This window comes from Chryseobacterium sp. NG-CE01 (assembly GCF_055695505.1).
The window spans coordinates 2,321,847-2,335,884 of record NZ_CM146369.1 but is presented as its reverse complement, the minus strand read 5'-3'; the positions used below and the strand labels follow the sequence as shown (position 1 = coordinate 2,335,884).

The 14,038-nt window shown below is 36.8% G+C and carries 12 protein-coding genes; 7 read left to right on the top strand and 5 right to left on the bottom strand.

All coding sequences use genetic code 11. The annotated features are described in order from the left end of the window. The first annotated feature begins 99 nt into the window (after nt 1-99). Nucleotides 100-2,382, top strand: a complete 2,283-nt coding sequence (locus ACYT6F_RS11140) for an FUSC family protein (RefSeq protein ID WP_472597747.1) — start codon at nt 100-102, stop codon at nt 2,380-2,382. On the opposite strand, the gene ACYT6F_RS11135 is transcribed toward ACYT6F_RS11140, so the two are convergent. The 4 genes from ACYT6F_RS11135 to ACYT6F_RS11120 form a co-directional block, all read right to left on the bottom strand. Beyond that, the gene (locus ACYT6F_RS11135) at nt 2,363-2,977 is read right to left on the bottom strand and encodes a 4'-phosphopantetheinyl transferase family protein (RefSeq protein ID WP_472597746.1); all 615 of its coding nucleotides are present in this window, start codon (nt 2,975-2,977) and stop codon (nt 2,363-2,365) included. The genes ACYT6F_RS11140 and ACYT6F_RS11135 overlap by 20 nt on opposite strands. 76 nt (nt 2,978-3,053) lie before the next feature. Then, complete coding sequence (locus tag ACYT6F_RS11130; protein WP_472597745.1) at nt 3,054-4,400, bottom strand: HAMP domain-containing sensor histidine kinase; 1,347 nt, start codon at nt 4,398-4,400, stop codon at nt 3,054-3,056. 11 nt (nt 4,401-4,411) lie between these two features. Then, a complete protein-coding gene (locus tag ACYT6F_RS11125) occupies nt 4,412-5,086 on the bottom strand; it encodes a response regulator transcription factor (protein ID WP_472597744.1) in 675 nt (224 codons plus the stop codon). After that, nucleotides 5,076-5,906 (bottom strand): glycosyltransferase family 2 protein, encoded by an 831-nt coding sequence (locus tag ACYT6F_RS11120; protein ID WP_472597743.1) that lies wholly within the window; start codon nt 5,904-5,906, stop codon nt 5,076-5,078. Before ACYT6F_RS11120 ends, ACYT6F_RS11125 begins: the two co-directional genes overlap by 11 nt. Before the next feature lie 408 nt (nt 5,907-6,314). Here ACYT6F_RS11120 and ahcY point away from each other — a divergent pair, with 408 nt between their 5' ends. From ahcY to ACYT6F_RS11100, 4 genes are all read left to right on the top strand, one after another. Beyond that, the gene (ahcY, locus tag ACYT6F_RS11115; protein WP_169232684.1) at nt 6,315-7,628 is read left to right on the top strand and encodes an adenosylhomocysteinase; all 1,314 of its coding nucleotides are present in this window, start codon (nt 6,315-6,317) and stop codon (nt 7,626-7,628) included. A gap of 206 nt (nt 7,629-7,834) precedes the next feature. Next, nucleotides 7,835-8,227, top strand: a complete 393-nt coding sequence (gene yiaA, locus ACYT6F_RS11110; RefSeq protein ID WP_169232683.1) for an inner membrane protein YiaA — start codon at nt 7,835-7,837, stop codon at nt 8,225-8,227. Between the two features lie 216 nt (nt 8,228-8,443). Next, nucleotides 8,444-9,997, top strand: coding sequence for a BspA family leucine-rich repeat surface protein (locus ACYT6F_RS11105; protein WP_472597742.1), 1,554 nt, complete (start codon nt 8,444-8,446; stop codon nt 9,995-9,997). Nucleotides 9,998-10,018: 21 nt separating this feature from the next. Beyond that, nucleotides 10,019-11,761, top strand: a complete 1,743-nt coding sequence (locus ACYT6F_RS11100) for a BspA family leucine-rich repeat surface protein (protein WP_472597741.1) — start codon at nt 10,019-10,021, stop codon at nt 11,759-11,761. Between the two features lie 56 nt (nt 11,762-11,817). On the opposite strand, the gene purE is transcribed toward ACYT6F_RS11100, so the two are convergent. After that, nucleotides 11,818-12,321: a 5-(carboxyamino)imidazole ribonucleotide mutase gene (purE, locus tag ACYT6F_RS11095; protein WP_472597740.1), complete on the bottom strand. Its 504-nt coding sequence runs from the start codon at nt 12,319-12,321 to the stop codon at nt 11,818-11,820. Nucleotides 12,322-12,468: 147 nt separating this feature from the next. On the opposite strand from purE, the gene ACYT6F_RS11090 reads away from it, so the two are divergent. After that, nucleotides 12,469-13,371, top strand: a complete 903-nt coding sequence (locus ACYT6F_RS11090; protein ID WP_472597739.1) for a DMT family transporter — start codon at nt 12,469-12,471, stop codon at nt 13,369-13,371. A gap of 100 nt (nt 13,372-13,471) precedes the next feature. Further along, a complete protein-coding gene (locus ACYT6F_RS11085) occupies nt 13,472-14,035 on the top strand; it encodes a hypothetical protein (protein ID WP_472597738.1) in 564 nt (187 codons plus the stop codon). Nucleotides 14,036-14,038: the final 3 nt, after the last annotated feature.

Below are 14,038 nucleotides of genomic sequence, written 5' to 3'. Positions count from 1 at the left end.
ACGGGACCAATAAGCAATTCGGTTCTTCGTTAATAAAAAATTAGCATTTCTGTTATCAACTAAAACCTGCAATTCACATTTAACTCTTATTTTTGTAGCATGAACTATTCTGCGGAACTCAAAAAATTTGTTACCAGTCAATATGTATATTCTGCCATCAGGATTACACTGGCTACTGTGCTTCCGTGTCTTGTTCTCGCTCATTTTGGGATTCTTAAAGAATATTTTCTCTTTCCTCTAGGAACAAGCTTTGTAGCGCTTACAGATCAGCCGGGCCCTTTTATCAGACGCAGAAATGCCTTGACATTTGCTATTATCTGCTTCGTATTTGTGGCTCTGATAGCAAGTCTTGTTATGAATATCAAAATACTGGTCTTTGCCGAGATCATTGTATTTGGAATGTTTTTTTCGTTAATCGGAGTGTACGGGCAGAGGCTTGCAGCAGTGGGTTCACTATCATTGGTTGTACTGGCGATTTTTATCGACGGACATTTAACCGGAGCCAATATTTTCAAAAGCCTGCTGATTTTTGCATCGGGATGCATCTGGTTTTTACTGATTTTTTTAATTGTAACAACCATTCAGCCGTATAAGCTGGCCAGCCAGATGATCGGAGAAAACTATCTGCAACTGGCAGAATTTTTAAAGATTAAGGCTAATTATTACCAGAAAACCCCTGATTTTGATAAACTCACCACGCAGGTTATCGCCAAACAGATTGAGATCAAAAACCTTCAGGAAGAAACCAGGGAAACCGTTTTCAAAACCAGGACCATTGTCAATGAGTCTACCACGACCAGCCGTCTTCTAATGCTGATGTTCCTGAATTCTATGGATCTTCATGAAAAGCTGATGACTTCGGAAAGTGATTATCAGAAATTACAGCAGAGCTTTGAAGACACCACTATTTTAGTAAAAATTCATGATTATCTTAATCTTCTTTCTGAAGAGATCACCAATATTGGGATATCATTACAGATAGGAACGAGAGCAAAACCTACTGCTAATCTGGAGGAAGAACTGAAATATCTTAATAACGACTATTTCGAACTTAGAAATAAACGCATCTCACCAGAGAATTTTGAAAACTTCATGGTTCTCAGGCAAATCCTGATGCGTATCAATGAGATTACTAAAGAAATCAATGAAATCTATAAAGTCTTTTCCCAGAATGTAAAACTGGCAAAGAGCCTTTCTACCGGGCTGGATCTCAAAAAGTTTATGCCCAATGAAGAAAAGCTCAATATAAAAGTTTTAAAAAATAATATTTCTTTTTCATCTTCCCATTTCAGGCATGCGCTGAGGATTACGATTGCTTTGCTGATAGGCTATCTGTTTTCCCTGTTTCAGTTTCTTGGAATCGGGCATACCTACTGGATTTTGATTACCATAGTGGCGATTTTGAAGCCGGCCTACTCTATTACCAAAAAAAGAAATTTATTGAGGATGTACGGAACCATTGCCGGTGCTGTAATTGCTTACGCTATTCTGCATTATATTCAGATTAATGAGCTACTTTTTTCCATCCTTTTATTAAGCATGATTATGTGTTTCAGCTTTCTGAAGGGCAAATATTTCTGGGCCGTTTTGTTTATGACGATCTATGTTTTTCTAAGCTTCAATTTCCTGAGCCCGGGTAAGGTAAATATTATTTTCAGAGACCGGATTGTAGATACCATGGTTGCGGCGGTGATTACTTCACTCGTGGCCTACGTTGTGCTACCGGTTTGGGAACACACCCAGAATCTGGATTTGATGAAAAAATCAGCAGAATGTAACCTTACTTATTTCCAGAGCGTGATCTCAAAATTTCTTGAAGAAGACTTTGATATTGAAGATTATAAAGTAAAACGTAAAAACGCTATTATTTCGCTGGCCAATCTTTCCGACAATTTTCAGAGGATGATTTCCGAACCCAAAAACCAGCAGAAAAAACTGGAGGTTGTTCATCAGTTTGTTGCCACGTCTCATCTTATTACGGCGTACACCGCTTCTCTTTCGCAGTATGTAAAGGATGACGAAAAATATCCTGAAATAGACGCTGAAGGCTGGAGCCGCAAAATTGAAGCGGAAATGCAGAAAGTCTGCCACCTTTTAAACGGCGATAAAATAACGGAAACCCTGAATATGGAGAGCCGCATTGAGCCTGAAGATTCTTCTCTTGACGACCTGATCATGAAAAGAAAAACAGAACTTATCGAAAATGAGACTTATGACCTGAGAGATCCTGATAAAATCTCGCATCTTACGGAATTAAAGAACATTCATGATATTCTGGAACTGATTTATGATGTTGCCAAAGAGCAGCGAAAGGTCATTGAAAAATACCAGAATGAGAAGCCGATCGAGGAGCCGATGAAGGCTATTCCTCAACAATCGTAAAGCAGTATTCGTCAAAAAATTCCACTCTTGCCTTGAATTCGTCAGACATGGTGTCATCGTGTACCCGGCATCTGATGTTACGGAGATGCTTCAGTTCAAAAGGTTTCACCTCATAATGCTTTTTAAGCGACCAATGCTTGGAGTGGTGTATTTTGTACATGCTTTCCTTTACGCTCCAGATAATGGTGTAAAAGGTTACTTCATGATCAAACGGAATAAAACCTCTTTCGTTTTCATAGGTAAATTTATCAATTACCCTGAGAATTTTATGGTTAAATTTTTCAATATCTATTCCTATTTTATTCTTTGATAGAGCTATGGCCGCAAAAGGAAAAGAATGAGTAATGGAGATCTCGGCATCCTTAGGAGAGAGAAACGGTTCTCTTTCCTTATATAAAATTTTCGAGTGAGGTTTAAGGCCTTTAAGCAGTTTACGGACCATTAAAACTTCAAGCAGCTTTTTGGGATGATAATCTTTTACTTTTTCGGCATTTTCAGGTTCCAGAAGCTGATGAATATCAAGATCTTCCGATTCATCGTATTTCCATACGAGAATAGTGGCATTGTCATCAGAAAAGTCGCGATAAAGTGGCATTGGTAATCTTATTGAATTGTTGCTGCTTATTTATAAGTGAACTGTCACAAAAATATCATTAATATTTTAAAAATGACTAAGCATTCGGTAAAATAACCGTGAAAGAGGTCCCCTCCTTTGTACTTGATACGAATATCTCTCCCTGATGAAACTCCGCAATACTTTTACACAAAGATAAACCAATTCCAAATCCTTTATAATTATAGACATTATCTGATCTGTAAAAAGGATTGAAAATTTTAGAAATATCTTCTTTCGGGATTCCTATTCCTTTATCGTGTACTTCTATTGAACACTCGTTTTTGGTATATTCTATATTTACATCAACATTCGAATCACTGTATTTCAAAGCGTTATCCAGAAGATTGAATAAAAGGTTTTTAAGCAATATCCTGTTTCCTTTTATTTTATAGCCTGGTAATTTATTGGTCTTTACATCTATCCTGAAACCCTGCAGTCTGTATTCTTTCTGAATTTCAGCAATAATATCCTCTATATCGATCTCATCAACTTCAATTGAATAAATAGAATCGTAAGGCTTACTTAAACTCAGTATGGCACTAGAAAGATCTATTAACCTGTCGGTATCAATAAGCAGATTTTCTAATATCTCCCTGTATTCCTGATTGGTGTGATTTTCCCAGAGACCGAGCTGGATTTCTGTTTTCATTGCAGACAAAGGTGTCCGAAGCTCGTGTGAGGCATGAGAAATAAAATCTCTCTGCTGATAAAAGCTGTATTCTAATCTTTCCAGCATCAGATTGAAATTAACAGCCAATTCATTTATTTCGTCTTTATTTTTAGAAACCGGTAATCTTTGATGTTCGTTATAGGTTCTTATGTTTTTTACTTTATTATTGATATCTTTTATAGGACTCAACATTTTTGAGGCAAAAAAATATCCTGCGATAAAGGTTAATAAGATGCCCAGACAGTTTGCAAATATAAGGGTCTTGAGTAGATTGCTGTTGTCTCCTTTGCTTATAAGATCTAATGCAGAGGTAATAATGAGAAAGCTATACTGTTTATCTGTATAGACGTAGCCTGATGTAGCATAATAATTTTTGTAGGTGTGTATTTTACCATTCTGTCTGATTTGCGAAAGAAACGTATTGCTAATTTTTGAAGCGTATGCTTTTGAACTGGTAAAAACAAGTTTTCCATCAGCAGTATAGATTGCAATATCTTCCTGAGGAAGCCGGCTGAGTGAATTTTGATAAATAACATTCAATAAGGACGGCGCAGTATAGGCCTTATAATTTACAAGCAGCGTTGCTGCAGTAGCAGACCTTTTTTCTATTCTTAATAAAAAATTGTTTTGCTTCTCGGATTTGGAAAAAAAATAGATAACAAGCGAAAAAATAATTAATATAGATGATATAAGACTGGTAAACTGTATTAAAATTCTATATTTTATTTTCATCGTGTATGTGTTTAAGAAAAAATATAACCTTGTCCGGGTTTTGTATGGATCAGTTTGGGGAAGAAGTTTTTGTCTATTTTATTTCTCAGATAGTTAATATAAACTTCCACTATATTTGTTCCCGTATCAAAATTAAGTTCCCATACATTTTCCAGGAGTTCGGTTTTAGATAAGATTCTGCCTTTATTTTTCACAAGATATTCTAGCAGAAAAAATTCTCTCATTGTGAGATCTATAACCTGAGAGCCTCTTTTTACAATTTTATTTTTAGTATCTAATTCCAAATCATATACTACAAATGTATTATTATTTGTTTTACCCTGGGTTCTTTTTAATAAATTTTCTATTCTTGCAACAAGCTCCCGAAAGTCAAACGGTTTGCATATATAATCGTCGGCTCCTTTTTCGAATGCCTCTAATTTATTATCTATATCTCCCAGTGCAGATACAAAAATAATGGGAATCTGTATGTTTTCCTGTCTTAGCAAAACAGCAAGCTGATGTCCGTTAATATAAGGAATATTAATATCGAGTAAAATCAGGTCATACTTGTTTTGCACGGCCATTTCGTATGCCTTTTTTCCATCAAAAGCAGTTTCCACTTCAAATCCGATCTTTTGCAATCCCCGGGAAATTACATCCGAAACACGTTTATCATCTTCGATCAAAAATATTTTAGAACTCATGTAACAGTCCGGAGATTTTTTTAATTGCTTTTTTTAAAAAAGTATTTTGTTTTTCCCATATAAAGTTAGGAAGATTTGGGATCTCTTCTACATTTTTTTCGTAAAGAACTTTAATATTTCTTCGCTTAAGAGTATCTTTAAGCACAAAATGCCAGTTTTCATAGAGATTTTTCTTTTTGTTTTTATCCTGCGAAATGCCTCCGGCATGTAATCTGTAGTTGTAAAGTGGTTCCTTTATAAACTTAAATCTGCCAATATCATACAATTTCAGGTGCAGATCCTGATCTACGGCAGAAAGCAGTGAAGGCTCGATTCCCGAGGTTTTCAGGTAAGAACTTTTTTTAAAGCAGAAAAAATGGGAAACCTCAAAATTTATATTAAAAAACATCATATCCTGATGGGGTACCCTTGAAGCTCTCCTGCAAATCTCGATTACCTGCATTTCTGTGTTACAGACATGATACTGAGTATACACTACATCGATATTTTCTGATGATGAGCGAAAACCTGCAGCTACTTTTCTAAGACATGTCGGTTCCAAAGTATCATCTGCATCTACAAAACCGCAGATCTCTCCTGTAGCTTCCTCAATAGCACGTTTTTTTGAGAACCCTACTCCTTTATTAGAAGTATTTATAAAATATTTTATATTAGGATATGCTGCACTGTACTTTTTGATAACATCCACACTGGGGTCTGTAGATCCATCATCCAGAATAATAATTTCAAAATCGGGGTAATCTTGGGCCAGAATACTTTCTATACATTCTTTAATGTACTCTGCTGCGTTATAGCAGACAACAAGTAAGGATATTTTCATCAGATATAGTTTTACATACAAAATTAGAGATGTCATTTATCATTTAATTAATAAAAAGATTAGAAAAAAATTAGAATTGTTATACGCTGCCGGCTGTTTAGATAAAGTTTTACTGATTCTCCCTTATCTTAAAGTAAATTATTAAGATAAATACTTCCGGCTGTATAAAATCGATGATGCGTTTGGCAATTAAGATATTCCGAAAACTGTATTAAAAAGAGGATGTAGCTGTTCACCTATGTATAGGAAAGATCCGTCTTGGCATCTGATTGTCCTGACATTATGAGTATCGCAAATTAATTATCATGCTTAATATCATATGCCTTGTAAAAAGATGATGTTTTTATATCTTAATTATTAGTTGTAATTTTGCATATTATTATTGAATTTAAACTTATTCATTGACATATGAGTACTACAACACAATACCTTCCTTATAAAGTTAAGGATATCTCCCTGGCAGAATGGGGAAGAAAAGAAATTAATCTTGCAGAAGCTGAAATGCCTGGTCTTATGGCCATCCGTGAAGAATACGGACCATCTCAGCCGTTAAAAGGAGCAAGAATTGCGGGATGTCTTCACATGACCATCCAGACAGCTGTGCTTATTGAGACACTGGTTGCTTTAGGAGCTGAAGTTACCTGGTCTTCTTGTAATATTTTCTCTACCCAGGATCACGCTGCTGCTGCTATTGCTGCTGCCGGAATTCCGGTGTATGCATGGAAAGGAATGAATGCGGAAGAATTTGACTGGTGTATCGAGCAGACTTTATTTTTTGGTGAAGACAGAAAACCATTAAATATGATCCTTGATGACGGTGGAGATTTAACAAATATGGTTTTTGATAAATATCCTGAATTAACCAAAGAAATCAAAGGACTTTCTGAAGAAACCACAACAGGTGTTCACAGACTTTACGAGAGAATGAAGAACGGAACATTAGTAATGCCTGCGATTAACGTAAATGATTCTGTAACCAAATCTAAATTCGACAACAAATACGGATGTAAGGAATCTGCAGTAGATGCTGTAAGAAGAGCTACAGATATTATGTTGGCTGGTAAGAGAGTCGTAGTTTGCGGATACGGAGACGTTGGTAAAGGTACTGCTGCATCTTTCAGAGGAGCAGGATCTATCGTTACCGTAACTGAAATCGACCCGATCTGTGCGCTTCAGGCTGCGATGGATGGTTACGAAGTAAAAAGATTAGATACTGTGGTTGATAACGCAGATATCGTAATCACGACTACAGGTAACTTTAACATCGTAAGAAAAGAACATTTCCTAAAATTAAAGGATAAAGCGATCGTTTGTAACATCGGACACTTCGACAACGAAATCGATATGGCCTGGCTGAATGAAAACTACGGCCATACAAAATCTGAAGTGAAACCTCAGGTGGATATTTATACGATTGAAGGTAAAGAAGTAATCATTCTTGCGGAAGGAAGACTGGTAAACTTAGGATGTGCTACAGGACACCCAAGTTTTGTAATGTCAAACTCTTTCTCTAACCAGACACTGGCTCAGATCGAACTTTGGAATAATTCTGCAGCTTACAAAAATGAAGTATATATGCTTCCGAAGCATCTCGACGAAAAAGTGGCTGCTCTTCACCTTAAAAAATTAAGCGTTGAACTTGAAACTCTTTCTCAGGAGCAGGCTGATTATATCGGGGTAAACGTTGAAGGTCCTTTCAAACCGGAATATTACAGATATTAATAGCTGATCAGCTTTTAGATATTTAAAAAACTCTCCCTTCGGGAGAGTTTTTTAGGTTTCAGCGGCGGCTAAGCCGCCGCTGAAACCTAAAAAAATGAAATATCAAATCGGCTGTGTTGATATTAGAGCAATAAAATTTCATCAATTCAGTTATGGTTTTCATTGAATTAAAATTAATATCTTTAGCGCTTTATTAAAACATTAACATGAAAAAACAAAATGTATCGACCGCCTTTGTAGCGGCATCATGGGTTGCTTTAGGCGCAGGAATGATCGGCTATATTACAGGTCTTGTAAGGGCAGAGATGGAACTTAATGAGAAAGGATATTATTTCACTATTCTTCTCTATGGTTTATTTGCTGTAGTTTCTTTACAGAAAGCCGTTCGTGACAGAATGGAAAACATTAAAGTGACCGACATTTATTACGGAATATGTTGGTTTGCGACCTTATCATCAATTGTTTTACTGACGGTTGGTTTATTTAATGCAACCATTTTACCAAGTGAAAAAGGGTTCTACGCATTTGCTTTTTTGCTCGCCCTTTTCGGTGCTATTGCCGTACAAAAGAATACAAGGGACAATATGATGGAAGATTAAGCAGTCTATCCATTCAATCATACGATGCTCATCAGAGGTGATGAGCATTTTTATTTTAACAGTATTAATTCACAAATTATAGAGATATTTATATAAAAATACTATATTTGCTTTTAATAAAGAATATTGAATAATAATATATTAATCTTAAAAATAAACCAAAGATATTTTAGATTAATAAAATTACTCTTATTTCTTATACCAAATTATATAACCATGAAAAAATTATTACTCATTACGCTCTGTATTTTTTTATTTCAGATGGCAAAGGCACAGAATGAGTTTATCACTATCTGGCAACCTGGTCTTGTTTCAAATCCTGGTGTAACAGTGGACGCTCCTTTTCAGGCCAATTCAAATCAGATCTGGTTTCCCGGTAACGGAGAAAATTATACAATTGAGTGGGAAGAAATTGGGTATCCGCTCCACAACGGAATTATGACGAATGTAACCTCTACCAATCAGGTGCTAGTTGATTTCGGAGCATCAAGCGGAGATGCTTCCGGTGCAACTTACAGGGTAAAAGTCTCCAACGGAAACGGTGTTTTCAGGCAAATAAAATTTGGAACAGCACAATTATTTCCCGCTGCAGAAATGCTTATACCGATCTGGCAAATGTTTGGTAGTGCTGATAAAATACTGGAAGTAGAGCAATGGGGAGACATCTCATGGATCTCTATGAATTCTGCTTTTACCAATTGTCTATCCCTACAGCTTACTGCAACGGACAGCCCGAACCTTAACGCTGTAACGGATATATCTTTTATGTTTCATGGAACTCCGCAATTTACAGGAGCTCCTTCTATGCAAAACTGGAATACTTCCCGAGTTAAAAATTTCAGTTTTATGTTTTCCTGTCTTACAAGCACTTCCAATATTCCTCATCAGTTCAATTCACCTTTCATAGGAAACTGGGATACTTCTTCAGCTACAGACATGAGCTATATGCTGGCCGGAAGAGCAGTATTCAATCAAAGTGTCAACAATTGGGACGTTTCAAAAGTTACCAATATGGCCTGGATGTTTGGTCAATGTCTGAGCTTCAATCAGCGATTGGACAATTGGAATACCTCAAGCCTTCAGGATATGCATTTTATGTTTCATATGATCCCCGTATTTAATCAGCCTTTAAATATGTGGAACACAGCAAATGTTACAGATATGGGACACGTATTTCATGGCTGTATTTCATTTAATCAAAACTTAAACTCCTGGAATGTAAGTAACGTTACAACACTAAATACTTTTTTAACGGGTGCATCAAGCTATAATCAATCATTTGAAAACTGGAATTTAGCATCAGTTAGCAATGCTTCAAGTATGATCATAAATACCGCTATCGATTGCAACAATTACAGTAAAACACTGGTAGCCTGGGCAAACAATCCCAATACGGCAAACAATGTCAACCTTGGGTCTACGACGCCAGCAAAATACGCCTCAAATATTGCCAGCCAAAGAGACTTTCTCATTAACAACAAAAACTGGATCATTTCAGGAGACTCCGTTGGAAGCTGTTTTCTTGCAACCTCTGATATTAAAACCACAAAAGAAACTTCAATTTATCCTAACCCGGCAAAAGATAATATCCATACAGAACACGTACACGGCGCTGAAAAATACAGGATCGTTGATGCATCCGGAAGATTACTCAAGGAAGGGAAGATAGACAATGAACTCATCAACATCAGCACTTTACCAAAAGGAAATTACATTTTACAGATCGTGACAAAAGATAAAATTCAAACTTATAAATTCATTAAAGAATAAAAAAAACACTGAATATTACTTATGTTAAGATATATCGTTACTTTTTTATGTCTAATTTTCTGTCAGACCGTAGAAGCACAAAATGAATTTATTACGATCTGGAAGCCAGGTAAGGCCCATACAATGGCCTATGCCGGAATTTCTGTAAATTCAAATAACAACCAAATATGGTTTCCGGGAAGAGGTACAAACTATCAGATATATTGGGAAGAAATAGGCTATCCCTCTCATAATGCCACGCTTTCTAATGTAAGTTCAAATTATCAGATCCTGATCGACTTCGGAACCTCATTAAATCCCATCCCGGCAGAAGCAACTTACAGAGTAAAAGTAAGCAATGGAAACGGCAATTTTCATCAGATAAGATTTTCGGATTGGGACATGTTTAGTTTCGATGGAATTGTAGGGGACGTTCATAAAATATTGAAAGTTGAACAATGGGGAAATATCAGCTGGTCATCTATGGAACAGGCATTTCATATGTGTAAATTTTTAGATGTAACCGCGACTGATATCCCCGATCTTTCGGACGTAACAGATATGTCATTTATGTTTGCCGGATGCTATTCTTTCGTGGGAAATCCAACTATCGATGCATGGGATATCTCCAGCGTCACTACCCTGTTAGATACATTTTCGGGATGTTATCTTTTTAATCAGCCTGTAGGAAGCTGGAACACATCAAATGTGACGATCATGGCAACCACTTTCTTAATGGCCCAGGTTTTTAATCAGCCATTGGCAAATTGGAACACCTCTAAAGTTGAAAGTATGACGGCTATGTTCAACAATGCCCGGGAATTCAACCAACCTATCGGAAACTGGGACACTTCCAAAAACCTTGACTTCGAATTTATGTTTTCAAACGCTCACAAATTTAATCAGCCGATCGGGAACTGGAATACCTCAAAAGCAATTGAAATGGACAGGATGTTCAGCAATGCAAAGGCTTTTAATCAGGATATCAGCAACTGGAATACAGGAAACGTCACGATCATGGAAGGAATGTTTGCCAATGCGTTGGCTTTTAATCAGAATATAGGGAATTGGGAAGTCAGTAATGTCGAATCGATGAGTGACATGTTTAACGGCGCCCAAAATTTCAATGCTGACCTATCAGCCTGGGATGTAAGCAGTGTACAGTATATGCATAATATGTTTAGAAATACTCAGAATTTCAATCAGAATATCGGTAGCTGGAATGTAAACCATGTTAAAAATATGAGCAATATGTTTACAGATGCCGTGAAATTTAACCAGAATCTTGGAGAGTGGCAACTCGCATCTTTAATGTATGCTAATGGAATGTTTTTAAATTCAGGTCTGAATTGTCAGAATTACGACAGTACATTATTGGGCTGGAGCATCAGTCCGTCAACACCGAATAATATCAATCTTGCCTCCGCATCACCCCTTACATACTCACATCCGGCTGCTGTAAACGCAAGAAACCAATTGATAACGACTAAAAACTGGACAATTGCAGGAGACACTTACGACGGCGAATGCCAGTCTTTCCTGGGAACTTCGGATGTAAAAACGAAAAACGCAATATCTATATATCCCAATCCTGCCACTGATTTTATTTACGTGGAAAATTCCGGGGGAGCATATTTTATGATTATCGACATGAGTGGAAGAATCATTGAAAAAGGAACTATAAGTGCCGGAAAAATTAATATACAACGGTTAGAATCCGGAAATTATATTCTGAAGCTTCTCGTGAAGGATGAAAGTAAAAACTTTAAATTCATCAAACAATAAAAAGTTTCGCAGCTCACGAAAATCGTGAGCCGCGAAACTTTTTATGTAGTATCATACTACTGATCGAAATGATTAGGATGCTGTGTTTTAATATCATCAACAGTTCCCAAAACCTTATCTTTCAGGGAATTCTGATATTTCTGAAGATTTTCAGCTATCAGTTCATCTGCACTGCCTATAATTTTAGCCGCTAAAATTCCGGCATTCAAGGCACCGTTTAGCGCTACGGTTGCTACGGGAATTCCGCCCGGCATCTGGAGAATTGACAAGACAGAATCCCATCCGTCGATAGAATTGCTTGACAAAATAGGAACCCCGATTACAGGTAACGTGGTACAGCTAGCCACCATTCCCGGAAGATGTGCGGCACCGCCTGCTCCGGCCACGATTACTTTCAGACCTCTTTCTTTAGCCGTTTTGGCATAATCAAACATTCTTTCCGGCGTTCTGTGCGCGGAAACCACCGTCAATTCATACGGAATATCAAGAGACTTTAAAAAGTTTGCAGCCTGTTCCATGATCGGCAAGTCGCTCTGACTTCCCATAATAATTCCTACCATTCTTCTGTTTATTAGATGCCCAAAGATAAAAAATTAATAAGCGACATGCAAAAAGGCGCAAAAGTTGTTCTCATCCATGGCGTATACACCGGCTTTAGACTACAGCCAGTTTAAATTAAGTATTTTTGTTAACCATATACCGCCATTTTGAAAGATTATAAACTTACGCTTGCTATTCTTACTGTTGCTATTGTCTGGGGAACCACATTTTTATCCATCAGGGTTGCCGTAGAAACAATTCCTGCTTGGTTTGTAGCGGGAATCCGTCAGTTTCTCGCTTCCCTTATTATGCTTATGATTCTTTTGTACAAAGGGCAGTTTCAATGGATCGGATGGAAAAATCTGGGGTATCAGCTCGTATTTTCTTCATTAATGCTGATTATTGCCAACGGATTAACAACTGTAGCTGAAGAAACGCTTACCAGCAGCCTTACCTCATTGATCAGTGCCACTTCGCCTATTATCGTTTTCCTCGGAAGCGTGGGATTAGGTTTACAGAAATTCACGATCCGTGCACTAATTGGTGTTTTATTATGTTTCGGAGGGATAACATTCATCTTCTGGAATGGCATCCATGATCTGGCTAATCCCGATTACAGATTCGGCATATTACTCCTCTTTTGCGGGATTTTCGGATGGGCTTCCGGAACTATTTTCACAAAAAAAATGAATATTCAGAGTAAAAATATTTCATTAAACCTGTTTTATCAGTTTGCCTTTGCGGGAATCATTCAGATCATTTTTGCTTTTTTGTTTACGGAAGATTATAATTTCGGAAACTGGTCGGCGAAAAGTGTTTCTGCCATGTTATATTTATCATTATTCGGTTCTGTAGCTGCATTTTTTGCCTATCATTATGCCTTAACGAGAGTTTCCCCGGTTCAGGTTTCCATTTTGGCGTATGTGAATACTATTATTTCCATATTCTTAAGCTGGCTGATTCTTGATGAAGATATTTCTGCAAAATTTATCATTGCTGCTCTTCTGATTATTCTCGGCGTTTTTGTCATCAATTACAACCGTGAGATGTTTAAAAGACACAAAATCTAATAAATTAAGCTCATGCTGTGCATCCGGAGGAGGATTTTAAGCCCGTATAATTTCTTATTTGCCTCATTTTTTATTATATTGTTTAATCCAAAATTACAATATGCTTAAAAACGTACTATTTATTATCATTACCATTTCATTTCTTTTAATTGCATGCAACGATAAAAAAAAGGAAACTGATCTTATGATGAGAGAAAAACAGTTGCTGGAAAAAGAAAAGCTATTCGCACAGAAAGAATCTGAATATCAGGCATTATTAAAAATGAGAGACAGTATTTTCTCAAAAAAAGATTCGGTGAAAATTGCAGTCTGGCCGGAAGAAGTGGCCGGTCTATGGACAGGAAAAGTAATCTGTACAGAATCCAACTGCAATGATTACGTCGTGGGTGACCAGCGTACCGACACCTGGGAATTCGACAGTGATTCTTTACAGCTTTCAACAAAAATCATCAACAATAACAATCTTGTAAGAACTTATTCCGGGAAATTTGAAAACAATGAGATAAAACTTAATTATAAAACAGATTCAACTGCAAAAAAAAAGGTGGAAATGAATGTCTTGCTTAATGAGATTTCACCAAGTAAAATCAGAGGAACAAGAACCATTACCATAGACAACTGTATGGCAAAATTCTCTGTAGAACTTATCCGTTCAACCAAATAAACA